The 22,959-nt window shown below is 74.0% G+C and carries 24 protein-coding genes and 1 riboswitch; of the genes, 22 read left to right on the top strand and 2 right to left on the bottom strand.

Going from position 1 to position 22,959, the window contains the following annotated elements; genetic code table 11:
* Positions 1-82: 82 nt before the first annotated feature.
* The 6 genes from VKK44_RS17330 (at position 83) to VKK44_RS17305 (ending at position 7,529) form a co-directional block, all read left to right on the top strand.
* Positions 83-1,054: an AAA family ATPase gene (locus tag VKK44_RS17330; RefSeq protein WP_343442133.1), complete on the top strand. Its 972-nt coding sequence runs from the start codon at positions 83-85 to the stop codon at positions 1,052-1,054.
* 97 nt (positions 1,055-1,151) lie between these two features.
* On the top strand, positions 1,152-2,396 hold the full coding sequence (locus VKK44_RS17325; RefSeq protein WP_458351677.1) for a cytochrome P450: 1,245 nt from the start codon (positions 1,152-1,154) through the stop codon (positions 2,394-2,396).
* 43 nt (positions 2,397-2,439) lie between these two features.
* On the top strand, positions 2,440-3,000 hold the full coding sequence (gene def / locus VKK44_RS17320; RefSeq protein ID WP_343442130.1) for a peptide deformylase: 561 nt from the start codon (positions 2,440-2,442) through the stop codon (positions 2,998-3,000).
* Positions 3,001-3,005: 5 nt separating this feature from the next.
* Positions 3,006-3,932, top strand: coding sequence for a methionyl-tRNA formyltransferase (gene fmt / locus VKK44_RS17315; protein ID WP_343447804.1), 927 nt, complete (start codon positions 3,006-3,008; stop codon positions 3,930-3,932).
* A gap of 58 nt (positions 3,933-3,990) precedes the next feature.
* Positions 3,991-5,496, top strand: coding sequence for an RsmB/NOP family class I SAM-dependent RNA methyltransferase (locus tag VKK44_RS17310; protein WP_343442129.1), 1,506 nt, complete (start codon positions 3,991-3,993; stop codon positions 5,494-5,496).
* A gap of 275 nt (positions 5,497-5,771) precedes the next feature.
* Positions 5,772-7,529 carry a M28 family metallopeptidase gene (locus VKK44_RS17305; RefSeq protein WP_343442127.1) on the top strand — a complete coding sequence of 586 codons (1,758 nt, stop codon included), beginning with the start codon at positions 5,772-5,774 and terminating at the stop codon, positions 7,527-7,529.
* A gap of 42 nt (positions 7,530-7,571) precedes the next feature.
* Here the strand turns inward: VKK44_RS17305 and VKK44_RS17300 are convergent, their stop codons facing one another.
* Together VKK44_RS17300 and VKK44_RS17295 are read right to left on the bottom strand one after the other, a co-directional pair.
* On the bottom strand, positions 7,572-8,462 hold the full coding sequence (locus VKK44_RS17300) for a septum formation family protein (RefSeq protein WP_343442126.1): 891 nt from the start codon (positions 8,460-8,462) through the stop codon (positions 7,572-7,574).
* A 122-nt stretch (positions 8,463-8,584) separates the two neighbouring features.
* Positions 8,585-9,472 (bottom strand): septum formation family protein, encoded by an 888-nt coding sequence (locus VKK44_RS17295; protein WP_343442125.1) that lies wholly within the window; start codon positions 9,470-9,472, stop codon positions 8,585-8,587.
* Positions 9,473-9,733: 261 nt separating this feature from the next.
* Between VKK44_RS17295 and rpe the strand changes: the two genes are divergently transcribed.
* The 16 genes from rpe (at position 9,734) to pheS (ending at position 22,955) form a co-directional block, all read left to right on the top strand.
* A complete protein-coding gene (rpe, locus tag VKK44_RS17290; protein ID WP_343442124.1) occupies positions 9,734-10,414 on the top strand; it encodes a ribulose-phosphate 3-epimerase in 681 nt (226 codons plus the stop codon).
* 1 nt (position 10,415) lies between these two features.
* The gene (locus VKK44_RS17285) at positions 10,416-11,372 is read left to right on the top strand and encodes a GGDEF domain-containing response regulator (RefSeq protein WP_343442122.1); all 957 of its coding nucleotides are present in this window, start codon (positions 10,416-10,418) and stop codon (positions 11,370-11,372) included.
* A 79-nt stretch (positions 11,373-11,451) separates the two neighbouring features.
* A riboswitch (FMN riboswitch) is annotated at positions 11,452-11,625 on the top strand.
* A 170-nt stretch (positions 11,626-11,795) separates the two neighbouring features.
* Complete coding sequence (gene ribD / locus VKK44_RS17280) at positions 11,796-12,857, top strand: bifunctional diaminohydroxyphosphoribosylaminopyrimidine deaminase/5-amino-6-(5-phosphoribosylamino)uracil reductase RibD (RefSeq protein WP_343442120.1); 1,062 nt, start codon at positions 11,796-11,798, stop codon at positions 12,855-12,857.
* Between the two features lies 1 nt (position 12,858).
* Positions 12,859-13,455: a riboflavin synthase gene (locus VKK44_RS17275; RefSeq protein ID WP_343442119.1), complete on the top strand. Its 597-nt coding sequence runs from the start codon at positions 12,859-12,861 to the stop codon at positions 13,453-13,455.
* Complete coding sequence (gene pnuC / locus VKK44_RS17270; RefSeq protein WP_343442118.1) at positions 13,452-14,144, top strand: nicotinamide riboside transporter PnuC; 693 nt, start codon at positions 13,452-13,454, stop codon at positions 14,142-14,144. The genes VKK44_RS17275 and pnuC overlap by 4 nt, the downstream gene beginning before the upstream one ends.
* A complete protein-coding gene (locus tag VKK44_RS17265; protein ID WP_343442116.1) occupies positions 14,141-15,406 on the top strand; it encodes a bifunctional 3,4-dihydroxy-2-butanone-4-phosphate synthase/GTP cyclohydrolase II in 1,266 nt (421 codons plus the stop codon). Before pnuC ends, VKK44_RS17265 begins: the two co-directional genes overlap by 4 nt.
* 4 nt (positions 15,407-15,410) lie before the next feature.
* Positions 15,411-15,908 carry a 6,7-dimethyl-8-ribityllumazine synthase gene (gene ribH, locus VKK44_RS17260; protein ID WP_343442115.1) on the top strand — a complete coding sequence of 166 codons (498 nt, stop codon included), beginning with the start codon at positions 15,411-15,413 and terminating at the stop codon, positions 15,906-15,908.
* Positions 15,909-16,609: 701 nt separating this feature from the next.
* Positions 16,610-16,873 carry a phosphoribosyl-ATP diphosphatase gene (locus VKK44_RS17255; protein ID WP_043324932.1) on the top strand — a complete coding sequence of 88 codons (264 nt, stop codon included), beginning with the start codon at positions 16,610-16,612 and terminating at the stop codon, positions 16,871-16,873.
* A gap of 43 nt (positions 16,874-16,916) precedes the next feature.
* Complete coding sequence (hisG, locus tag VKK44_RS17250) at positions 16,917-17,762, top strand: ATP phosphoribosyltransferase (RefSeq protein ID WP_343442114.1); 846 nt, start codon at positions 16,917-16,919, stop codon at positions 17,760-17,762.
* Positions 17,759-18,721, top strand: coding sequence for a DMT family transporter (locus VKK44_RS17245; RefSeq protein ID WP_343442112.1), 963 nt, complete (start codon positions 17,759-17,761; stop codon positions 18,719-18,721). Before hisG ends, VKK44_RS17245 begins: the two co-directional genes overlap by 4 nt.
* On the top strand, positions 18,718-19,191 hold the full coding sequence (locus tag VKK44_RS17240; protein ID WP_343442111.1) for a PH domain-containing protein: 474 nt from the start codon (positions 18,718-18,720) through the stop codon (positions 19,189-19,191). The genes VKK44_RS17245 and VKK44_RS17240 overlap by 4 nt, the downstream gene beginning before the upstream one ends.
* A gap of 327 nt (positions 19,192-19,518) precedes the next feature.
* The gene (gene infC / locus VKK44_RS17235; protein ID WP_091263828.1) at positions 19,519-20,169 is read left to right on the top strand and encodes a translation initiation factor IF-3; all 651 of its coding nucleotides are present in this window, start codon (positions 19,519-19,521) and stop codon (positions 20,167-20,169) included.
* 18 nt (positions 20,170-20,187) lie between these two features.
* Positions 20,188-20,382 (top strand): 50S ribosomal protein L35, encoded by a 195-nt coding sequence (gene rpmI / locus VKK44_RS17230; protein ID WP_343442110.1) that lies wholly within the window; start codon positions 20,188-20,190, stop codon positions 20,380-20,382.
* Positions 20,383-20,414: 32 nt separating this feature from the next.
* Complete coding sequence (gene rplT, locus VKK44_RS17225) at positions 20,415-20,807, top strand: 50S ribosomal protein L20 (protein WP_222957518.1); 393 nt, start codon at positions 20,415-20,417, stop codon at positions 20,805-20,807.
* Between the two features lie 32 nt (positions 20,808-20,839).
* The gene (locus VKK44_RS17220; protein ID WP_343442109.1) at positions 20,840-21,721 is read left to right on the top strand and encodes a TrmH family RNA methyltransferase; all 882 of its coding nucleotides are present in this window, start codon (positions 20,840-20,842) and stop codon (positions 21,719-21,721) included.
* Positions 21,722-21,893: 172 nt separating this feature from the next.
* A complete protein-coding gene (pheS, locus tag VKK44_RS17215) occupies positions 21,894-22,955 on the top strand; it encodes a phenylalanine--tRNA ligase subunit alpha (RefSeq protein WP_343442107.1) in 1,062 nt (353 codons plus the stop codon).
* Positions 22,956-22,959 lie beyond the last annotated feature (4 nt).

Here is a 22,959-nt window from a genome sequence, read left to right as displayed (position 1 = left end):
GCGGCGCGGCGGCTGTCCGAAGCACGTCGGGCCACACGGATTCGATGTCGTCAGTCAGCCGGTGAGCAGGGGTGGACCAGTCGTGACCGTTCGTCAGTCGATCGTCTTCAACGGTGACCTCGGCAGCGGCAAGAGCACCGTTTCCGTCGAGATCGCCAAGCGGCTCCGGCTGCGCCGGGTCAGCGTCGGCGACCTCTACCGGCAGATGGCGCAGGAGCGGCAGATGACCGCGCTCCAGCTCAACCTGCACGCCGAGCTGGACCAGGCGGTCGACGGCTACGTCGACCAGCTCCAGCGGGACATCGCCGCCTCCGGCGAGTCGCTGGTCATGGACTCGCGCCTGGCCTGGCACTTCTTCACCGACGCGCTCAAGGTGCACATGATCACCGAGCCGACCGAGGCGGCCCGGCGGGTGCTGGCCCGCCCGTCCGGCCCGGCCGAGAGCTACACCTCGCTGGAGGAGGCGCGGGCCAAGCTGCGGGAGCGCAGCGAGAGCGAGCGCAACCGCTTCATCGTCCGGTACGGCGTCGACAAGGCCCGGCTGCGCAACTACGACCTGGTCTGCGACACCACCCGGGCCACGCCCGAGCAGGTGATCGCGCACGTCGTCGACGTCTACGAGGGCCGGCTCGGCGCCGACGTGCTGCGCGCCGGCCAGCCGCTGCTGCTGCTCGACCCGACCCGGGTCTACCCGACCGAGGACGTCGCGACGCTGCGCGGGCTCTGGGACCCGGAGCCGGCCGGCGAGGCGGACACCGCGGTCGAGCCGCTGAGCATCGGCTACACCGGTGAGTACTTCTTCGTGGTCGACGGGCACCGGCGTCTCAGCGCCGCGGTGCGCGGTGGCGTCCCGATGGTCGCGGCCCGGCTGGTCGCCGAGGTGGACGAGCCGGTGGTCGGCGGGCTGAGCGCTGTCGACTTCTTCGCCGCCCAGGCCCGGCCGGCCCTGATCCACGACTGGGAGGACGCGCACGGCATCGCGCTGCCGCTGCCCGAGCACGCGCTGCTGGGCGGCGGCGCGGTGCTGGCCGGGGAACCGGGCGCCGGGGCCTGACCGACGGGGTCGCCCGATCCGCTGGGCCGGAGGATGATGGGGTCCTCCGATGCCTGGGAGGCCGCCCGTGGATCCTGCCGACGCCCTCGCGCTGCTGATGTCCCCCGCGGGTCGGGTCGATCCCTACCCGACGTACGAACGGTTGCGGGCGCACGGGCCGGTGGTCCGGGCCGGCCCGGTCTTCTTCGTGGTGACCGGTTACGCGGAGGCCGACGAGATCCTGCGCGACGCCCGGTTCGGGGTGATGGACGACGGCCTGCGGGACCAGTTCATGCCCGGCTGGCGGGAGAGCCCGGCGGCGCTGTCGATCTCCCGGTCGATGCTGCGCACCAACCCGCCCGACCACAGCCGGATGCGGCGGCTGGCCGCCGGCGCGTTCACCCCGCGCCGGATCGCCGCCATGCGCGGCGTGGTCGAGACGCAGGCCGACGCGCTCGTCGACGCCATGCTGGCCGCCGGTCGGGGCGGGGCGCCGGTCGACTTCATGGCCGCGTTCGCGTACCCGTTGCCGGTGGGGGTGATCTGCGCGCTGCTCGGCGTGCCGGCGGCGGACCGGCCGCTGTTCCGGCGGTGGGCCACCGACCTGACCGGCGTGCTGGAGCCGGAGATCACACCGGACGAGCTGGCCGTGGCCGACCGGGGCGCGGCGGAGCTGCGCGCCTACTTCACCGACCTGGTCGAGGCCCGGCGCCGGGTCCCCGCCGACGACCTGACCACCGCGCTGGTCCAGGCGCACGACGCCGGCGGCGAGCGGCTGTCGGGTGACGAGCTGCTGGCCAACCTGATCGTGCTGCTGGTGGCCGGCTTCGAGACCACCACCAACCTGCTCGGCAACGGCCTGGTGGCGCTGCTGGGCCACCCCGACGCGGCGGCGGCGCTGCGCGCGCACCCGGAGTTCGCCCCCGGGTACGTCGACGAGCTGCTGCGCTACGACTCGCCGGTGCAGCTCACCTCCCGGATGAGCACAGCGCCGTCCCGGCACGGCGGCGTCGACCTGCCGTCGGAGAGCTGGGTCATCGTGATGCTCGGCGCGGCGAACCGGGATCCCCGCCGGTTCCCGGAGCCGGCGCGTTTCGACCCGTGGCGTCCGCAGGTCCACCCGCTGTCCTTCGGCGCCGGGCCGCACTACTGCCTCGGCGCGGCGCTGGCCCGGCTGGAGGCGCAGGTGGCGTTCCCGTTGCTGCTGCGCCGGCTGCCCGAGCTGGCGCTGGCCGGCCGGCCCGAGCGGCGGGTCCGGCTCACCCTGCGTGGCTACGCCACGTTGCCGGTCACGCCGGGGCCGGAGGCGGCGCCGATCACCGTTGCCGGTACGCCGCCGGGGGCGGCCGGGCCGACTCCGTAGACTGGGGGGCGCACCACCCGTCCCAGACAAGGAGCCCCGCCGCGTGACCGTTCAGCCCATCCGTCTGTTCGGCGATCCGGTGCTGCGCACGCCGGCCGACCCGGTGGTCGACTTCGACGCCGAGCTGCGCAAGCTGGTCGCCGACCTGACCGACACGATGCGTGAGCAGAACGGCGCCGGCCTGGCCGCGCCGCAGCTCGGAGTGAGCCTTCGGGTGTTCACCTTCGACGTCGACGACATGCTCGGCCACCTGGTCAACCCGGTGCTGGAGTTCCCCGACGCCGAGGAACAGGACGGCCCGGAGGGTTGCCTCTCCATCCCCGGGCTCTACTTCGACACCAAGCGCCGGCAGAACGTGATCGCCAAGGGCTTCAGCGCCCACGGCGACCCGGTGCAGATCGTCGGCACCGGCCTGATGGCCCGCTGCGTGCAGCACGAGACCGACCACCTCGACGGGGTGCTCTTCGTCGACCGGCTCGACCCGGCCGGCCGCAAGGAGGCCATGAAGGCGATCCGCGAGGCCGAGTGGTACGACCAGGGCGCCCCGCCCACGGTCAAGCTGAGCCCGCACAGCCTCAACAATCCGTTCGGCCTGGGACGGTGACCGGGATGCGCCTGGTCTTCGCCGGCACGCCGGCGGTCGCCGTACCGGCCCTGGATGCGATCGCCGCCTCCGGCCACGAGCTGCTCGCCGTGGTGACCCGCCCGGACGCCCCGGCCGGCCGGGGCCGGGGGCTGGTCCGCTCGCCGGTCGGCGCGTGGGCCGACGCGCACGGCGTCGAGGTGCTCACCCCGGCCCGGCCGCGCGAGCCGGAGTTCCTCGACCGGTTGCGCGCGCTCGCGCCGGACTGCGTACCCGTGGTCGCCTACGGCGCGCTGGTGCCGCCGGTGGCGCTGGAGATCCCCCGGCACGGCTGGATCAACCTGCACTTCTCGCTGCTGCCCGCGTGGCGGGGCGCGGCGCCGGTGCAGCACGCCGTGCTGCACGGCGACGAGCTGACCGGGGCCAGCGTGTTCCAACTGGAGGCGGGACTCGACACCGGGCCGGTCTTCGGCACGGTCACCGACGAGGTCCGGCCCGCCGACACGTCCGGCGACCTGCTGGACCGGCTCGCCCACTCCGGCGCGGGGCTGCTGGTCGCGGTGCTCGACGCGATCGGCGCCGGCACCGCGCGGGCCGAGCCGCAGCCGGCCGACGGGGTCTCGCTGGCGCCGAAGCTGACCGTGGACGACGCCCGGGTCCGCTGGACCGATCCGGCGTTCGCGGTGGACCGGCGGGTGCGGGCCTGCACGCCGGCGCCCGGCCCGTGGACCACGTTCCGTGACGACCGGGTGAAGCTCGGCCCGGTCACGCCGCTGGCGAACGGCCCCGAGCTGAAGCCGGGGGAGCTGCTGGTGGAGAAGTCCCAGGTGCTGGTGGGCACCGCGACCGGGCCGGTGCGGCTCGGCGAGGTGCGGGCCGCCGGCAAGAAGGCCATGTCGGCCGGCGACTGGGCGCGCGGCGCCCGGGTCGCCGCGGGCGAGGTGTTCGCGTGAGCGCGAGGAGTGAGCCGGTGTTGCGAGCCCCGCAGTCGCGAGCGAAGGGCGACTCCGCGTGAGCGGGCCGGAGCGGCCCGTCGAGGGTGAGCGCCCGCGGGGGTACGACCGTGGCGCCGGCGACCGGCCGCGTGGTCCGGGTCGCGCCGGTGACCGGCCGTACCGGGGCGGTGGCGAGCGGCGGGGCGGGCAGCGTCCGGTCCGGCCGACGGTGGACCTGCCCCGGCACGTCGCGTACGAGGCGCTCGCGGCGGTGCACCGCGACGACGCGTACGCCAACCTGGTGCTCCCGGCGATGCTGCGCGAGGCGGGGCTGAGCGGGCGGGACGCCGCGTTCGCCACCGAGCTGACCTACGGCACGCTGCGGCACACCGGCACGCTGGACGCGATCGTCACCGACGCGGCCGGCCGGGACGTGCAGCGGATCGACCCGCCGGTGCGGGACGCGCTGCGGCTGGGGGCGTACCAGTTGCTGCACACGCGGGTGCCGGCGCACGCAGCGGTGTCGTCCACCGTGGACCTGGTCCGCATGGTGGGGCCGGGCGCGACCGGGTTCGCCAACGCGGTGCTGCGGGAGATCGCCGGCCGGGACGCGGACGCCTGGGTGGCGAAGCTCGCCCCGGCCGAGGGGGTCGATCCGGTCGGTCACCTGGCGCTGGCGTACAGCCATCCGCAGTGGATCGTCCGGTCGTTCGCCGAGGCGCTCGGCGGTGACCTGGGGGAGACGACCCGCCTGCTCATCGAGGACAACGAGCGCCCGCCGGTGCACCTGTGCGCCCGGCCGGGGCGGGCCGACGCGGTGGCGCTGGCCGACGAGGTCGGCGGCGCGCCCGGCGCGTTCTCGCCGTACGCGGTCTATCTGTCCGGCGGCGCGCCGGGTGACCTGGCGGCGGTCGCCGACGGGCGGGCCCACGTGCAGGACGAGGGCTCCCAACTGGTGGCGGACGCGCTGGCGAACGCGCCGGTGGACGGCCCGGACGGCCGCTGGCTGGACCTGTGCGCCGGTCCGGGCGGCAAGTCCGGCCTGCTCGGCGCGCTGGCCGCGCAGCGCGGGGCGCGGCTGACCGCGGTCGAGGTGGCGGAGCACCGGGCCCGGCTCGTCGAGCAGGCGACCCGTGGCCTGCCGGTCACGGTGCTGCACCTCGACGGGCGTGACGTCGGCGGTGACCCGAAGCTGCCGGAGGGGCACTTCGACCGGGTGCTGGTGGACGCGCCGTGCACCGGCCTGGGCGCGTTGCGTCGCCGGCCGGAGTCCCGCTGGCGCCGGCAGCCGGCGGACCTGCCGCCGTTGACCCGGTTGCAGCGCGAGCTGCTCACCGCCGCGCTGCGCGCGGTCCGTCCGGGCGGCGTGGTGGCGTACGTTACCTGTTCGCCGCACGTGGTGGAGACGCACGTGACGGTGACCGAGGCGTCCCGGCGGTGCGGTTTCCCGGTCGACTTCGTGGACGCCCGCCCGCTGCTGCCGGCCGGCATGCCGGGTCTGGGTGACGGTCCGACGGTGCAGCTCTGGCCGCACCGGCACGGCACCGACGCCATGTTCCTGGCGGTGCTCCGCCGCGGCTGACCCGCGCCCACCCCCTCACCCCCCACCCGTTTCCCGGTGCTGATTCACGGAAAGTGGTGGCATTTCGCGCGCCATGCCCACTCTTTCCGTGAATCAGCGGGGGAGATGGTGGGGGGTGGCGGTGGGGGAGGCCCCGCGCCGGGTGCATCCCGGGTGGGGGAGGGGGTTGGTGGGATGTGACGGGCCCGTTGACTAAGTGATCGATGCATGTAACTGTTCCGATCACCGGTCCACGGCCGTCACCCCCGCCCGCACCACCCCCACGAGGAGTCTCCATGAGACGCAGCACGCCGACCACGAGCCTCGCGCTCGCCCTCGTCGCCACCCTGACGACGGCGAGCCTGGCCGGCACCGCCTCCGCCGCGCCCGCCTCCGCCCCCGCTCCGGCCGCCCCCGCCCCGGCCGCCGCCGCGCTCGCCGCACCGGACGTCTCGCTGACCAACGTCCAGGCCCACCTCACCCAGCTCAACTCCATCGCCAGCAGCAACGGCGGCAACCGCCGGGCCGGCTCGGCCGGCTACGCCGCCTCGGTCAGCTACGTCAAGGGCAAGCTCCAGGCCGCCGGCTACACGGTCACCGAGCAGAACTGCACCACCTGCACCTACCCGGGCAGCAACCTGATCGCCGAGTGGCCGCAGGGCCCCACCGACCAGGTCGTCATGTTCGGCGCGCACCTGGACAGCGTCTCCGCCGGCCCGGGCATCAACGACAACGGCTCCGGCTCGGCCACGCTGCTGGAGAACGCGCTGGTGCTGGCCGCGCAGAACCCGACCATGACCAAGCGGGTCCGGTTCGCCTGGTGGAACGGCGAGGAGCAGGGCCTCCAGGGCTCGAAGCACTACGTCAACCAGCTCAGCACCACCCAGCGGGGCTACATCAAGGGCTACTACAACTTCGACATGGTCGGCTCGCCCAACGGCGGCTACTTCATCAACCGGATCACCTCGGCCACCGCGGCGCCGCTGAAGGCGTACTGGGACTCGTTCGGCATCCAGCCGGAGGAGAACACCGAGGGGCAGGGTCGCTCCGACGACTACTCGTTCGCCAACGCCGGCATCCAGACCTCCGGCTACGCGGCCGGCGCCAGCTACACCAAGACCGCCGCCCAGGCCGCCAAGTGGGGCGGCACCTCCGGCGCGGCGTACGACGGCTGCTACCACCGCTCCTGCGACACCACCAGCAACATCAACACGACGGTGCTCAACCGCAGCGCGGACGGCGTGGCGTACGCGATCTGGGCGCTGGCGGTCGGCGGCGGCACGCCGACCAACGACTTCTCCGTCGCGGTCAGCCCCACCTCCGGCAGCGTCGCCCGGGGCGGCTCCACCACCGCCACGGTCAGCACCGCCACCACCGCCGGCAGCGCCCAGACCGTGTCGTTGTCGGCCAGCGGCGCCCCGAGCGGCGTCACGGTCGGCTTCAGCCCGTCGTCCGTCACCTCCGGCGGCTCCGCCACCATGACGGTCAGCGCCTCGTCCACGGCGACCACCGGCACGTTCACGCTCACCGTCACCGGCACCGGCTCGGCCACCCGCACCGCCACGTACACGATCACGGTGACCGGCGGCAGCGGCGGCTGCACCGCCGGGCAGCTCATCGGCAACAGCAGCTTCGAGTCCGGCACCACGCCGTGGACGACCAGCTCCGGCGTGATCACCAACGACGCCGGCCAGGCGGCCCGGACCGGCTCGTACAAGGCGTGGCTGAACGGGTACGGCTCCTCGCGCACCGACACGCTCTCCCAGTCGGTGACGCTGCCGACCGGCTGCACCAGTTACACGCTGGCGTTCTGGCTGCACATCGACTCGGCCGAGACCACCACCTCGACCGCGTACGACAAGCTGACCGTGCAGGTCGGCTCCACCACGCTGGCGACCTACTCGAACCTGAACAAGGCCACCGGCTACACCCAGCGCAGCTTCAACCTCGCCGGGTACGCCGGCCAGACGGTCACGCTCAAGTGGACCGGCGTCGAGGACGCCTCGCTCCAGACCAGCTTCGTCATCGACGACGTGACGCTCCAGGTCGACTGAGCGCACCGGGCGGGGTGGGCCGACGCCCGCCCCGCCCGCGGCTCAGGTGACCGGCAGCACCGAGCCGCCGGCGCCCCGCACCGAGCGGGTCAGCGTCCGGTCGGAGACCCAGAGGAAGCACTGCACACCCCGGTCGCCGTCACGCCACTGCTGCTCGTACGGGTGGTAGACGATGGTGCCGGCCCGGTACTGCATCTTCCCGTCGTTCGGCACCTTGGCGTACTTCGCGATCAACGCCCGGCACGCCTTGTGCGCCCGCAGCGAGGTGCGCTGGAACTCGGCGTAGGTGACGTCGGGCGCCAGGTAGACGCCGACGAACTCGGCGTGGTGCTTCGCGGTGCAGGCGACCGGCCGCATGGCCTGGACCTCGTCCTTGCTCAGCTTCGGGTTGAAGCAGCCCAGCGCCAGCGGTGAGCCGGGCTTGAGCGCGCCGCGCAGGCTGCCGGTACGCGCGGCCACGTTGCCCTCGTCCAGGTCGGTCACCTCGGCGACGTCGCAGCGGTACCAGCGGGCGCCGCCGGACCAGGCCAGCGCGGACGGGAAGACCACGGAGAGCTGCAACCGCCCGGACCGCCAGTCCGCGCCGACGGCGCGGGTGACCTGCCGCGCGCACTCGGCGTGCGCGGTGCGGATGCCGGTCGAGCCGGTGCGCGGCGGCGCGGAGCGCCCGGCGTCCGGGCCGGTCAGTGTGCCCACGTGCAGCGTCTCGGCGCGGTGCGAGGTGGCGCAGTCGACCGGCTGGTAGCCGCTGAGGTAGCCGACGTCGGCGACGGTCGGGTGGCAGACGTCGGCCTCGGGCACGAAGCCCGCCGGGGTGGCGAAGGCCGGCCACTCGTCGGTGAGGTCGCGGTCCACCCCGGCCGGCGCGCGGCAACCGCCCAGCGCCAGCACCGCCACCGCGCCCGCGGCGACCGCCGCCCACCATCGCCGCATCGCGACCGACCTCCCGCCGTCCGGAGCCGCCCGGCCGACCGGTACGCCTCGGCGACGCAGCATACGGCAACGGGGCCGCGGACCTGTCGCACGAGGGCGGCCGGCTCCCGGCGGGACGACGGTCAGATGGCGGGCAGTCCCTCCGGGCCGGCGCCGCGCATCGAGCGGGTCAGTTTGCGGTCGTCGCTCCACAGGAAACAGCGCACGCCCCGGTCGCCCTCCTCCCACTCCCGCTGCGACGGCGGGTAGAAGATGGACCCGGCCCGGTACGGCAGCTCGGCATTGTCCGGCACGTCGGCGAACGTGGCGATCAGCGTCATGCAGCGCCGGTGCGCGGCCGGCGCGGCCCGGGCGAACTCGGCCCAGCTCATGTCGCGTTCGGAGTAGACGCCGACGAATTCGGCCCGGTGCGGCTCGGTGCACAGCACCGGGGCCATGTAGTTGAGGTTCGCGCCGATCAGCTTCGGGTCGAAGCAGCGGTGCACCAGCGGGTTGTCGCCGACCAGTGCGCCGCGCAGGCTGCCCACCCGGTTGACCGGCCGGGTGTTGTCGATGCTGCCGGTCTCGGCGAGGTCGCAGCGGTACCAGCGGGCGCCGGCCATCCAGGCGGTCGCCGGCGGCAGCGCGATGTTCAGGGTGAGCCGGGCGGCGTGCCAGTCCCCGCCGATCATCTCCCGGGCCCGCTGGTCGCACTCGGCCCGGGCGTCGCGCAGTTCGGGGGAGCCGGGCTCGGGGCGGGCGCCGTCGGCCGCCGACCCGGTGAACGTGCCGACGTGCACCGCCTCGGCCAGGTGGCTGCCCGCGCAGTCCACCGTCTCGTACGTGGCCGCCGGCACCACCGCGGTGAGCCGCGGCAGACACGCGTCGGTGGCCGGGACGAACAGCCGGGGCGCCGGCAGCGCCGCCCAGTCGTCGATGAGGTCCCCGTCGGCCCGGTGCGTCGGGGCGCAGCCGGCGAGCACCGCCGTCACGGCGCCGGCCAGCGTGAGCGCGTGGAGCCACCGTCGCATCGTCCGCTCCTTCGCCGGAGAGATGGCAACCGGTCGCCGCGGCCCGTGCGGCGTCCTCCGCGCCCGGGCGTGCAGCATATGTGACCGTCCCTGTAGGAGTTTCGTCATCTTTCAATCGATCGGCCAGTCATCGACGGCTATTCGTGCAGATTTCCGGCCCGGACAGCAGAAATGTGCACCGAAGGTGACGGTCGGGTCACAGTCGGTCCTTCGTGGTGCCGCGCTGCGGCCGGGGGGTGAGCACGTTCGTACACTGGCCCCGTGACCGTACCGCCGCCCGTCGTCGCGCCCAGCATCCTGGCCGCCGATTTCGCCCGCCTCGCCGATGAGGTCCGCGCCGTGGAGTCCGCCGCCGACTGGCTGCACGTGGACGTCATGGACAACCACTTCGTGCCCAACCTGACCATCGGCCTGCCGGTGGTGCAGAGTCTGCTCGCGGCCACCGAGCTGCCGTTCGACGTGCACCTGATGATCACCGATCCGCGTCGCTGGGCCCCCGGGTACGCCGACGCCGGCGCGTACAACGTCACGTTCCACGCCGAGGCGTGCGACGACCCGGTGGCACTGGCCAAGGACCTGCGCTCGGCCGGGGCCAAGGCGGGGCTGGCGATCGACCGGGACACCCCGATCGAGCCGTACCTGGAGCTGCTGCCCAGCTTCGACACGCTGCTGATCATGACGATCAAGGCCGGCTTCGGCGGCCAGCGGTTCCTGCCGTCGCTGCTGGACAAGGTGCGCGCCGCCCGCCGCCACGTCGACAGCGGCCACCTGGAGCTGCGCATCGAGGTCGACGGCGGCATCGCCGCGGACACCATCGAGCAGGCTGCCGCCGCCGGCGCCGACGCGTTCGTCGCCGGCACCGCGGTCTACGGCGCCGACGACCCGGCCGAGGCGGTACGCCGCCTGCGGGGCCTGGCGGAACGTGCGATGACCGGGGCCTGAGATGGACCCGGCCGGCGACCGACCCGACGTCATCCTGGTCGTCGACGACGACGAGGACATCGCCCGCTTCGTCGAGTTCAACCTGCGCCTGCACGGCTTCGAGGTGCTGCACGCCGCCGACGGCCAGGAGGCGCTGGAGGTGATCGAGCGGCAACGGCCGGACCTGGCCGTGGTCGACCTCATGATGCCCCGCGTCGACGGGCTGGAACTGACCCGCCGGCTGCGCGCCGACCCGATGACCTCCGCCCTGCCGGTGATCATGCTGACCGCCAAGGGCATGACCTCCGACAAGGTCAACGGCCTCAGTGCCGGCGCGGACGACTACCTGGTCAAGCCGTTCGACACCGCCGAGCTGGTCGCCCGCGTCAGCTCCACGTTGCGCCGCAACAAGGAGTTCCGGGAGGTCTCCCCGCTGACCGGCCTGCCCGGCAACAGCCGCATCCGGCGGGAGATCAGCGACCGGGTGCGCAGCGGCGTGGACTACGCCGTGGGCTACGTCGACATCGACCGGTTCAAGAGCGTCAACGACCGGTACGGCTTCGTCCGGGGTGACGAGTTCATCTCCGCGCTGGCCCGCAGCCTGCACCGCGCGGTGGTGTCGATCGGGCTGCCGCCGGCCTTCCTCGGCCACGTCGGCGGCGACGACTTCGTCATCGTCTGCGCACCGACCCAGGTCCGGCCGCTGACCAGCCGCGCGGTGGTCGACTTCGAGAACGCCGCCGACACGCTCTACGACGCCACCGACCGGGAACGCGGCTTCGTCGAGCTGAAGGACCGGCGGGGCAACATCCGCCGCGCCGCGCTGGTCACGCTCTCCATCGGGGTGTCGCTGTCCGACAGCGGCAAGCGGTTCACCGACCCGTTGGAGGCCATCGCCGTGGCCTCGGAGATGAAGACGGTGGCCAAGAGCCAACCCGGGTCGTACGTGGCGGTCGACCGCCGTCGCGGAGTTACGTGATCGTGCGCTCTGCTGTGAGGTAGCTCGCCTGGATGGCGCGCGCCGCCGTGGAACGTGTAAGACTTCCGGGGTACCCACCACGCGCTGGCGGGGCTCGGTGAAATTCCGAACCGGCGGTGATCCACGGCCCGACCGTGGTAAGCCCGCGACCCGGACGGCTTCGGCCGGACGGTGGACCTGGTGAGAATCCGGGGCCGACGGTTGGGGTGCGGCTCGTCCGCTCCCCAGAAAGTCCGGATGGGAGACAGCGCGCGGAACGGGGGAGGCCCTGCCGGCCGCTGAGCACCCTCAGCCGCGCCCGTGGGCTCCCCGGGGTCGGCTGTCGCCGTCCCCGGTTCTCCGCCGCCGCGTGTCCGCGGCACTCGTGCCGTCGCTCCCCACCCCGCCCGCGCGTGACCGGCGAGCGGAAGGGCAGGGCGGGCCATGGCGAGCGTCTCCGTCGACGAGGCGATGCGTCGCGCCGTCGCGCTGGCCGCCCGTGGCCTCGGCACCACCAGCCCCAACCCGGTCGTCGGCTGCGTGCTGCTCGATCCCGACGGCGAGGTCGTCGGCGAGGGCTTCCACGCGTACGCCGGCGGACCGCACGCCGAGATCGTCGCGCTGGCCCAGGCCGGCACCCGGGCCCGCGGCGGCACCGCGGTGGTCACGTTGGAACCGTGCGACCACACCGGCCGCACCGGCCCCTGTAGCCACGCGCTCATCGCCGCCGGCGTCACCCGGGTGGTGATCGCCGTGCCCGACCCCAACCCGGTGGCCTCCGGCGGCGCGGCCACGCTGCGCGCCGCCGGGGTCCAGGTCGCGTTCGGGGTACGCGCCGAGGAGGCCGAGGCCGGCAACGTGGCCTGGCTCACCTCGATGCGCCGCGGCTGGCCGTACCTGATCTGGAAGTACGCGGCCACGCTCGACGGGCGCTCCGCCGCCGCCGACGGGACCAGCATGTGGATCACCTCGGAGGCGGCCCGGACCGACGTGCACGCGTTGCGCGGCACCGTCGACGCGGTGCTCGCCGGGGTGGGCACCGTGCTCACCGACGACCCCCGGCTCACCGCCCGCAACCTGCGCGACGGCACGCTCGCCATCCGGCAGCCGCTGCGGGTGGTGGTGGACAGCTCGGGGCGTACCCCGGTCGACGCCCGGGTCCGCGACGGCGCGGCCCGGACCTGGGTGGCCACCGCCGCGGAGGTCGGGGCCGGCCCGGACGGCCGGGTCGACCTGGTGGCGCTCCTGGCCGAGCTGCACCACCGCGGCGTGCGGGCCGCGCTGCTGGAGGGCGGCCCCACGCTGGCCGGTGCGTTCCTCGCCGCCGGCCTGATCGACAAGATCGTCGGCTACGTCGCGCCGAAGCTGCTCGGCGCCGGCCCGACCGCGCTGATCGACGCCGGCGTGACGACCATCGGCGACGCCATCGACCTGGAGATCACCGACGTTACGCAGGTCGGTCCCGATCTGCGGATCACCGCGCTGCCCCGGAAGAGGGAGGCCTGACATGTTCACCGGCATCGTCGAGGAGCTGGGCGAGATCGTCCGGAGCACCGAGACCGGCGACGACTCGGCGCTGGTCGCCATCCGCGGCCCGCTTGTCACCTCGGACGCCCGGCACGGCGACTCCATCGCGGTCAACGGGGTCTGCCTGACCGTTGTCGACGTCGACGGCGGCGTCTTCACCGCCGACGTGATGGGTGAGACGCTGCGCCGCACCGCGCTCGGGGCGCTGCGCCCCGGCGACGCGGTCAACCTGGAGCGGGCCGCCGCGTTGAACAGCCGGCTCGGCGGGCACCTGGTGCAGGGGCACGTCGACGGCGTCGGCGAGGTCATCGGCCGGGAACCGGCCGCGCAGTGGGAGACGGTCCGCTTCCGGTTGCCGGCCGAGCTGGCCCGCTACGTGGTGGAGAAGGGCTCGATCACCGTCGACGGCGTGTCGCTGACCGTCGCGGAGGTGGGCGACGACTGGTTCTCGGTCGGCCTGATCCCCACCACGCTCAAGCTCACCGTGCTCGGCGGCAAGCAGGTCGGGGACCCGGTCAACCTGGAGGTGGACGTGCTGGCCAAGTACGTCGAGCGGCTGCTGGGCGGTGCCCGGTGACCGGCCCGCTCGGCTGGCTGCTCGACGCCCAGGTGCACGTCGCCGGCTCGCCGGTGCTGGTCCGGGAGATCGTCGGCAACGTCTTCGGGCTCGTCTCGGCGCTGCTCGGGCTGCGCCGGGTGGTCTGGGCGTGGCCGGTCGGCATGGTCGGCAACGGTCTGCTGTTCACCGTGTTCCTCGGCGGCGTCTTCGTCACCCCGCAGGCGCACGACCTCTACGGCCAGGCCGGCCGGCAGGTCTTCTTCTTCGCGGTGAGCGTCTACGGCTGGTGGCGCTGGTCCCGCAACCGCCGGGCCGGGGGCGGCGCGGAGCCGGCCGTGGTGCCGCGCTGGGCGACCGGCCGGGAACGGCTGGCCCTGCTCGTCGCCGCGGCCGTGGGCACCGCCGCCGCCTACCCGGTGCTGGCCGCGCTGGGCTCGTGGGGGCCGCTGCCGGACGCCTGGATCCTGGTCGGCAGCCTGCTCGCGACGTACGGCATGGCCCGCGGCTGGGTGGAGTTCTGGCTGGTCTGGATCGCCGTCGACGCGGTCGGCGTGCCGCTGCTGCTACGCGGCGGCTTCTACCCGTCGGCCGCCATGTACCTGGTCTACGGCGCGTTCTGCGCGGCCGGCTTCCTCGCCTGGTGGCGTACCTCGCGGACGGTCGCGCGCACCCGGATCCCGGCGACGTACTCGGAGGTCGTGGCATGAGCAACTTCGGTTCGATCGAGCAGGCGGTGGCGGACGTCGCCGCCGGCCGGCCGGTGGTCGTGGTCGACGACGAGGGCCGGGAGAACGAGGGCGACCTGATCTTCGCGGCCGAGCTGGCCACCCCGGAGCTGGTCGCGTTCATGGTCCGCCACACCTCGGGCTACATCTGCGTGCCGTTGACCGAGGACGAGTGCGCCCGGCTGGACCTGCCGCCGATGCACCACACGAACCAGGACCGTCGCGGCACCGCGTACACGGTGACGGTGGACGCCCGCGAGGGCGTCAGCACCGGCATCTCGGCCGCCGACCGGTCGCACACCATCCGGCTGCTCGCCGACGCCGGCACCGACCCGACCGACCTGGCGCGCCCCGGCCACGTGGTGCCGCTGCGCGCCCGCGCCGGCGGGGTGCTGCGCCGGCCCGGCCACACCGAAGCGGCGGTGGACCTGACCCGGCTGGCCGGGTTGCGTCCGGCCGGGGTGCTCTGCGAGCTGGTAAACGACGACGGCACCATGATGCGCGTGCCGGACCTGGAGAAGTTCTGCGCCGAGCACGGGCTGACGCTGATCACCATCGCCGACCTGATCGCCTACCGGCGGCGTACCGAGAAGCAGGTGGAGCTGGCCGCCGAGGCGCGGATGCCCACGCCGCACGGGGTCTTCACGGCGCTCGGCTACCGCGCCGAGCACGACCCGGCCGAGCACGTCGCGCTGGTCTTCGGCGACCTCGGCGACGGCCGGGACGTGCTGGTCCGGGTGCACTCCGAGTGCCTCACCGGGGACGTCTTCGGCTCGCTGCGCTGCGACTGCGGCCCGCAGTTGCAGGCCGCGCTGGCCCGGGTCGCCCAGGAGGGCCGTGGCGTGGTGCTCTACGTGCGCGGGCACGAGGGACGCGGCATCGGCCTGCTGCACAAGCTCCAGGCGTACCAGTTGCAGGACCAGGGGCGCGACACCGTGGACGCGAACCTCGACCTGGGGCTGCCGGCCGACGCGCGGGACTACGGCACCGGCGCGCAGATCCTCTACGACCTCGGCGTCCGCTCGATGCGGCTGCTGACCAACAACCCGGCCAAGCGGGCCGGCCTGGAGGGGTACGGCCTGACCGTGACCGGCCGGGAGGGGCTGCCCGTGTCGTCCAACCCGGAGAACGTGCGCTACCTGCGTACCAAGCGGGACCGGATGGGCCACCTGCTGGATGGGCTGGACGAGCTGACCGAGGCGCCGATGGGCCGTCCGGTCGCCGGCGACGAGATCGGAGCATAGGACGATGGCGGGTTTCGGGGAGCCGGGCGTCACCGCGGTGGACGCCGCCGGGCTGACCGTCGGTGTGGTGGCCGCGCGCTGGCACGGCGAGCTGACCGACCACATGGTGGAGCGCGCGGTGGCCGCCGCGCAGGCGTGCGGCGCGCGGGCCGTGGTGGCCCGGGTGGCCGGCTCGGTGGAGCTCCCGGTGGTGGCGCAGGCGATGGCCCGCCGCCACGACGTGGTGGTCGCGCTCGGCGTGGTGGTGCGCGGCGCGACCGCCCACTTCGACTACGTCTGCCAGTCGGTCACCGAGGGCCTGACCCGGGTGGCTCTGGACGAGGGCAAGCCGGTGGCGCACGGGGTGCTCACGGTGGACACCATCGACCAGGCCCGCGACCGGGCCGGGCTGCCCGGCTCGGCCGAGGACAAGGGCTGGGCCGCCACCGTAGCGGCGCTGGACGCCGCGCTGGCGATCCGTGGGCTGGACGCCGCCAACGCCCACCGCGTCGGCTTCGCCTGACGCGCCTGACGCGCCTGACGCGCCTGCGTGTCGGACGTGCCGGACTGGCTGACCGGACTCTGTCGCGGGTCCACGCCGCCCACCGCTCGGCCGGCGGCCGGGTGGCAGGCCGGCGGCCGACGTGGCGTGCCGCACCGGCTACGAACTTGATGGCGTGGATGAGTCGCCCCGGCTCGGCCCCGTTCCAGCCGCCGGGCGACCCCGGCCACTAGAGCCGGCTGCGGTGTCGGTCCGGCTGCCAGCGGCCTCGGCCCTATCCGGCCTCGGCCCTATCCGGCCTCGGCCCTATCCGGCCTCGGCCCTATCCGGCCCCGGCTGAATCCGGCCCCGGCCCGGCCTGACTCCGGCGTCGGCCCGGCCTGACTCCGGCGTCGGCCCGGCCTGACCCCGGCGTCGGTCCGGCCGCCGGAGCAGGCTTTGGCCCTCTGCCGCTGGTGACTGCCTCGGACGACTCGTCCGTGCCATCAAGTTCGTAGCGCTTCGCCAGTGCCAGGAGTAGGGCACCGGCCTCGACGCCGCCACCGGCGTCCGGGCGGGGATCCGGACATCGGCCCGGACCGCCGGCCCGGCGGAGTGGATCATCGGCCCGGCGGAGTGGACCGCCGGGCGTCGGTCCCGTCAGCCGGCCGGGATGAGAGCCAGGCGACGGGGGTGGACCCGGCGGGCACGCGTACCCGGGTCGGCTGGAAGAATCGCCTTCCGTGAAGACGTTCGAGGAGTTGTTCGCCGAGCTGCAGGCCAAGGCCGCCGCCGGCACCCCGGGCTCGGGCACGGTCGACGCGCTCGCCAAGGGCGTGCACTTCATCGGCAAGAAGGTCGTCGAGGAGGCGGCCGAGTCGTGGATGGCGGCCGAACACGAGGGCCCGGAGCGGGCCGCGGAGGAGATCTCCCAGCTGCTCTACCAGGCGCAGGTGCTGATGCTGGCCACCGGTCTGGAGCTGAAGGACGTCTACCGACATCTCTGAGTGCCCGTCCGCTGATCATCCGATCGAACGAAGGAGCACTCCCATGCTGCGTGTCGCCGTACCCAACAAGGGCGCCCTGGCCGAGTCGGCCGCCGGGATGCTGCGCGAGGCGGGCTACCGCCAGCGCACCGACCCGAAGGACCTGGTCTGCCGGGACGAGTCCAACGACATCGAGTTCTTCTACCTGCGTCCCAAGGACATCGCCACCTACGTCGGCTCCGGCGACCTGGACGTCGGCATCACCGGGCGGGACCTGCTGATCGACTCCGGCGCGCCGGCCGAGGAGGCGATGGACCTCAACTTCGGGCGGGCCACCTTCCGGTTCGCCGCCCGGCCCGACGACGTCGCCTCCGTGCAGCAGCTCGGTGGGCACCGGATCGCCACCGCGTACCCGGGTCTGGTCGAGCGGCACCTGGCCGAGCTGGACGTCAAGGCCGAGGTGATCCGGCTCGACGGCGCGGTGGAGAACGCCATCCGGCTCGGCGTGGCCGACGTGGTCGCCGACGTGGTGGAGACCGGCGCCACGCTGCGCCAGGCCGGCCTGGTGGTCTTCGGCGAGCCGCTGCTGCGTTCCTCGGCGGTGCTGGTGCGGCGCGCCGGCGCGCCCGGCGGCCCCCAGCCGGAGCAGCTCGAACGCCGGCTGCACGGCGTGCTGGTCGCCCGCCGCTACGTGATGCTCGCCTACGACGTGCCGGCCGGGCTGCTCGACCGGGCCAGTTCGCTCACCCCGGGCATCGAGTCGCCGACGGTCTCGCCGCTGCACCGGGAGGGCTGGGTCGCGGTGCAGGCGATGGTGCTCCGCGACGACGTCCACCGGATCATGGACGAGCTGTACGAGCTGGGGGCCCGGGCGATCCTGGTCACCAACATCCACGCCTGCCGGCTGTGAGGCCGCTGCCGCTCCCGGCCGCGCTGACCGTCGTCGTGCTGGCCGGGGTGGCCTCGGCCGCCCAGGGCGTGGTCAACGCCGAGCTGGGGGAGCGGACCGGCGACCCGGTGCTCGGCGCGGTGGTCAACAACCTGGGCGGCTGCCTGGTCGTGCTGGTCGGGCTGGCGGTGGTGCCGTCGATGCGGAGCGGGCTGGCCGCGCTGCGCCGGGCCGGCCTGCCCTGGTGGTCGTACCTGGGCGGGGTGGGCGGGGCGGTGATCGTGCTGACCGCCCCCGTGGTGGTGCCGGTGCTCGGGGTGGCGGTGTTCACGATCGCCCAGGTGGCCGGCGGCAGCCTCGGCGGCCTGGCCGTGGACCGGGCGGGGCTGGCCGCCGCCGGGCGGCTGCCGCTCACCGCGCCCCGGGTGGCCGGCGCGCTGCTCGGCATCGGCGCGGTGGCCCTGGCGCAGCTCGGCCGGCCGGTCGGCGACCTGGCGGTCGGGCTGGTGCTGCTCTCCGTGGTCGGTGGGCTGGCGGTGGCGCTCCAGTCCGCGTTCAACGGTCGGGTCGCGGCCGGGGTCGGGCCGGCCGCCGGCCTGGCGGTCAACTTCGTGATCAGCACGACGGTGATCGGCGCGGTGGCGGTGCTGGTCGGTTCGTTCGCCGACCAGCCGCGCTGGCCGACGCAGTGGTGGCTCTACGTGGGCGGCCTGTTCGGCGTCGGCATCGTGCTCGCGTTGCTGGTCGGGGTACGCGCCGCCGGGGTGCTGCGGACCGGGCTGGCGCTGGTGGCCGGGCAGCTCGGCGGCGCGCTGCTGCTGGATCTGGCGCTGCCCGACGGCCCCGGGGTCCGACTGCCGGTGCTGGCCGGCGCCGTGCTCACGCTGCTGGCGGTGCTGGTGGCCGGTGTCCGGCGGCGCGGCCCGGCCCGTGTGGCGGCCGAACGCGAGCGCGAGCCGGATGGCAGACTGGTCGGGTGAGCGATTCCGTGGTGACCGTGCGGCCCCGCCGCGTCCGGGTGGTCTGCTGGGCGGCGGCCGTCACGCTGCTGGTGGTGTTCAGCCTCGTCGCGACGTCCCTGACCGGCGCCACCGGCGACGGTTACGGCTCGTTCCAGCGCGGTGACCAGTTCGCCATGATCGGCCTCGGTGTCTTCGGCGCGCTGGGCTTCCTGCTGTTCACCCGTCCCCGCGTGGTGGCCGACGCCAGGGGCGTCCGGGTGCGTAACGTGCTCAGCTCCTACGAGCTGCCGTGGGAGGTGATCCGCGGGGTCCGGTTCGACCGGGGCGCCCCGTGGGCCAGCCTGGAGCTGCACGACGACGACCTGCTGCCGATGGTGGCGCTCCAGGCCGCCGACAAGGAGAGCGCGGTCGAGGCGGTTCGCGCGTTGCGCCGCCTGCACCAGGCGCACCTGGCCGCGCTCGCCGCCGGGCAGTCCGCGCCCCGCTGACCTGCGGGCCCGGTTTGGGCGGGCCTGGGCCGAGGGTGTAGTGTTGCGGAGTCGACCAGACTGCCCCCGTCCCTGACGTGCGGGCGGTCGCTGAAGCGGAGCGCCCGCTCCCACCCGAGTCGCCGTGTCAGGTGTCCGGGTCCGGTCCCCGGTTTCGGGCACGTCCCGATCCCGGATGCGCGATCCTGTGATCGTGCCGACCGGTCGAGTGGGCCCTGGCATACGCCGGGGCCTTCTGCTTTCCGGGTCGGCTCCCGCCCGGGAGCCCGCGGAGTCGGCACCGTAGGACACTCGACTCGAGGAGGCCCCATCAGCGTCGAACCACGCGTGAACGAGCAGATCCGGGCACGTGAGGTCCGACTGGTCGGCCCTGAGGGTGAGCAGGTGGGCATCGTCCCGCTGGAGCGCGCCCTGCAGCTGGCCGCGGACGTCGACCTGGACCTGGTCGAGGTTGCGCCGATGGCGCGCCCGCCGGTGTGCAAGCTCATGGACTTCGGCAAGTTCAAGTACGAGAGCGCACTCAAGGCGCGCGAAGCGCGGCGTAACCAGCAGCAGACCGTCATCAAGGAAATGAAGCTCCGGCCGAAGATCGACCCGCACGACTACGAGACCAAGAAGGGTCACGTGGTGCGGTTCCTCAAGGCGGGCGACAAGGTCAAGGTGACGATCATGTTCCGCGGTCGCGAACAGAGTCGCCCGGAGCTGGGTTACCGGCTCCTGCGCCGGCTCGAGTCCGAGATCACGGACCTGGGATACGTCGAGGCCGCGCCGAAGCAGGACGGCCGAAACATGATCATGGTTCTCGCTCCGCACCGGGCCGTCAAGGCCTCCGCGGTCGCCGCCACGGCGTCCCGCGGTGGGCCCCGGGACCGGGCCGCGGAGGAGTCGGCAGCCCCGGCAGGTGGCGAGACCCCGGCGGCCGGCGAGACCGCAGCAGCCGGTGAGACCGGCCCGACCGCTGACACCAGCGGCCAGTAACAGGGAGAGACGTTCCACATGCCGAAGATGAAGAGCCACACGGGTACGGGCAAGCGGGTCAAGGTGACCGGCACGGGCAAGATCGTTGCCCAGCAGGCCGGCCTCCGCCACAAGCTGGAGAAGAAGCCCTCGACCCAGACCCGCCGGCTGACCGGCACCGTCGAGCTGGCCAAGGCCGACGTGAAGCGCATCAAGAAGCTGCTCGGCCGCTGACGCGCGCCACCTGAACCGAAGAAGGAGTTGAGATGGCACGCGTCAAGCGGGCTGTGAACGCCCAGAAGAAGCGTCGTACCCTGCTGGAGACCGCGAGCGGCTACCGCGGTCAGCGCTCCCGGCTCTACCGCAAGGCCAAGGAGCAGGTGCTGCACTCGATGCAGTACTCCTACCGGGACCGTCGCGACCGCAAGGGCGACTTCCGGCAGCTCTGGATCCAGCGGATCAACGCCGGCGCCCGGGCCAACGGCCTGACCTACAACCGGCTCATCCAGGGCATGCGCCTGGCCGGCATCGAGGTCGACCGCAAGATCCTGGCCGACCTGGCCGTCAACGACGCCGCCGCGTTCGCGGCGATCGTCGAGCTGGCCCGCGCCGCCGTGGCGGCCGAGGGCACCGGTGGCGCCGCGGCCCAGGCCGCCTGACCCACCACGTACGGCAGATCGAGGCGTCTCCCATGCAGTCACCGTCGCAGGGGAGACGCCTCGACGCCGTCTCCGGCCCGTTCACCCCGCGTACCCCGAGGGTCGCGGCGGCCCGCCGGCTGCACCGCCGGCGCGACCGCGAGCAGGCCGGCCGGTTCCTGGCCGAGGGGCCGCAGGCCGTCCGCGAGGCGCTCGCCCACGGTGGCACGGTGGTCGAGCTGTTCGGCACCCCGGCCGCGCTGGACCGGTACGCCGACCTCGCCGCCGTCGCCGCCCGCGCCGACGTGCCGGTCTCCGAGGTCACCGACGACGCGCTGGCGGCGCTCACCGAGACCGTGGCCCCGCAGGGCCTGGTGGCGGTCTGCCGGCACCTCGACGTCCCCCTGGACCGGGCCGTCGCGGGCGGGCCGCGCCTGGTCGCGGTGCTCGCCGGCATCCGCGACCCGGGCAACGCCGGCACGGTGCTGCGCACCGCGGACGCGGCCGGCGCCGGCGTCGTGGTGTTCGCCGGCGAGGCCGTCGACCCGTACAACGGCAAGTGCGTCCGGGCGTCCGCCGGCAGCCTGTTCCACGTCGACGTGGTCCGCGCCGCCGACCCGCTGGCGGCCGTCGAGGCGCTGCGGACCGCCGGCCTGTCCATCCTCGCCACCACCGGGTACGGCGACAGCGACCTCGACGACCTCGCCGACGCCGGCCGGCTCGCCGCGCCCACCGCGTGGTTGTTCGGCTCGGAGGCGCACGGCCTGCCCGAGGAGTTGACCGCGGTCGCCGACGCCCGGGTCCGGGTGCCGCTGCACGGTCGCGCCGAGAGTCTCAATCTGGCTGCGGCGGCGGCCGTCTGCCTGTATTCTTCGGCCAGAGCACTGCGTCGACCGACGGTCGCGCGGCACACAGCAGGGGAGTCCGCCTCGTGATGAACGCGCCACGGCGTTCGTTTAGCCAGCCCGCCGGTGTCGGCGGGCGGCAGGTCTGACCCTTCCCCCTGCACGACTCCCACCGGCGGGCTGCGGCGAAGCCGCGCGTCCGTAGACTCGCCTGGCCGCCTGTAGTCGGGCCGGCGCCGCCCTGAGGGAGTGCCCGTTCACCATGAGCTACCGCAACGATCCGTACGACCCGAAGCAGGTCGCCCTGCTCGACCCGGACGCCCTGGCCGGGGCCGTGGCCGACGCCGAGAAGGCGTTCGCCGCCGCCACCGACCCGGACGCGCTGACCGCGCTGCGCCCGGCACACCTGGGGGACCGGTCCCCGGTGTCGCTGGCGCGTCGGGAGATCGGCGCGCTGCCGCCGGCCGCGAAGTCCGACGCCGGCAAGCGGGTCAACGAGGCCCGCCGGGCCATCGAGTCCGCGTACGCCGCCCGCCAGGAGATCCTGGACCGCGAGCAGGCCGAGCGGGTGCTGGTCGAGGAGCGGGTCGACGTGACCCTGCCCCACGACCGCCGGCCGCGCGGCGCCCGCCACCCGCTGACCGTGCTGATGGAGCAGATCAGCGACCTGTTCATCGGCATGGGCTACGAGGTGGCCGAGGGGCCCGAGGTCGAGTTGGAGTGGACCAACTTCGACGCGCTCAACATCCCGGCCGACCACCCGGCGCGCGGGTTGATGGACACGTTCCACATCGCCCCCGAGGGGTCCGGCCTCGTGCTGCGGACGCACACGTCGCCGGTGCAGGCGCGCACCATGCTCACCCGCACGCCGCCGATCTACGTGGTGGTGCCCGGCCGGGTTTACCGCACCGACGAGCTGGACGCCACCCACGCGCCGGTCTTCCACCAGGTCGAGGGCCTGGTGGTGGACAAGGGCATCACCATGGCGCACCTGCGCGGCACGCTCGACCACTTCGCGCGGGCCATGTTCGGCGAGGGCGCGAAGACGCGCTGGCGTCCGCACTACTTCCCGTTCACCGAGCCGTCGGCGGAGTTCGACGTCTGGTTCCCGGAGCACCGGGACGGGCCGCAGTGGGTCGAGTGGGGCGGCTGCGGCATGGTCAACCCGCGGGTGCTGCGCGCCTGCGGAATCGACCCGGAGGTCTACTCCGGATTCGCGTTCGGCATGGGCATCGACCGGACCGTGATGGTCCGGCACGGCGTCAGCGACATGCGGGACATGGCCGAGGGCGACGTGCGGTTCACCCGCGCGTTCGGCGCCTGAGCTA

The organism is Micromonospora sp. DSM 45708, from assembly GCF_039566955.1.
In the GTDB taxonomy this organism is placed as follows: Bacteria; Actinomycetota; Actinomycetes; order Mycobacteriales; family Micromonosporaceae; genus Micromonospora.
Note: the sequence above shows the minus strand (reverse complement) of the source record. Positions and strands in the feature narration are given on the sequence as shown.

Excerpts from the sequence above, each read along its gene's own strand:
- pheS (WP_343442107.1), top strand. The coding sequence starts at position 21,894 with ATGAGCTACCGCAACGATCCGTACGACCCGAAGCAGGTCGCCCTGCTC.
- rpmI (WP_343442110.1), top strand. The coding sequence starts at position 20,188 with ATGCCGAAGATGAAGAGCCACACGGGTACGGGCAAGCGGGTCAAGGTG.
- VKK44_RS17300 (WP_343442126.1), bottom strand. The coding sequence starts at position 8,462 with ATGCGGCGATGGTGGGCGGCGGTCGCCGCGGGCGCGGTGGCGGTGCTG.
- ribH (WP_343442115.1), top strand. The coding sequence starts at position 15,411 with ATGGCGGGTTTCGGGGAGCCGGGCGTCACCGCGGTGGACGCCGCCGGG.
- VKK44_RS17220 (WP_343442109.1), top strand. The coding sequence starts at position 20,840 with ATGCAGTCACCGTCGCAGGGGAGACGCCTCGACGCCGTCTCCGGCCCG.
- VKK44_RS17265 (WP_343442116.1), top strand. The coding sequence starts at position 14,141 with ATGAGCAACTTCGGTTCGATCGAGCAGGCGGTGGCGGACGTCGCCGCC.
- VKK44_RS17295 (WP_343442125.1), bottom strand. The coding sequence starts at position 9,472 with ATGCGACGGTGGCTCCACGCGCTCACGCTGGCCGGCGCCGTGACGGCG.
- hisG (WP_343442114.1), top strand. The coding sequence starts at position 16,917 with ATGCTGCGTGTCGCCGTACCCAACAAGGGCGCCCTGGCCGAGTCGGCC.
- rplT (WP_222957518.1), top strand. The coding sequence starts at position 20,415 with ATGGCACGCGTCAAGCGGGCTGTGAACGCCCAGAAGAAGCGTCGTACC.
- VKK44_RS17305 (WP_343442127.1), top strand. The coding sequence starts at position 5,772 with ATGAGACGCAGCACGCCGACCACGAGCCTCGCGCTCGCCCTCGTCGCC.
- ribD (WP_343442120.1), top strand. The coding sequence starts at position 11,796 with ATGGCGAGCGTCTCCGTCGACGAGGCGATGCGTCGCGCCGTCGCGCTG.
- VKK44_RS17275 (WP_343442119.1), top strand. The coding sequence starts at position 12,859 with ATGTTCACCGGCATCGTCGAGGAGCTGGGCGAGATCGTCCGGAGCACC.
- VKK44_RS17325 (WP_458351677.1), top strand. The coding sequence starts at position 1,152 with ATGTCCCCCGCGGGTCGGGTCGATCCCTACCCGACGTACGAACGGTTG.
- fmt (WP_343447804.1), top strand. The coding sequence starts at position 3,006 with ATGCGCCTGGTCTTCGCCGGCACGCCGGCGGTCGCCGTACCGGCCCTG.
- VKK44_RS17285 (WP_343442122.1), top strand. The coding sequence starts at position 10,416 with ATGGACCCGGCCGGCGACCGACCCGACGTCATCCTGGTCGTCGACGAC.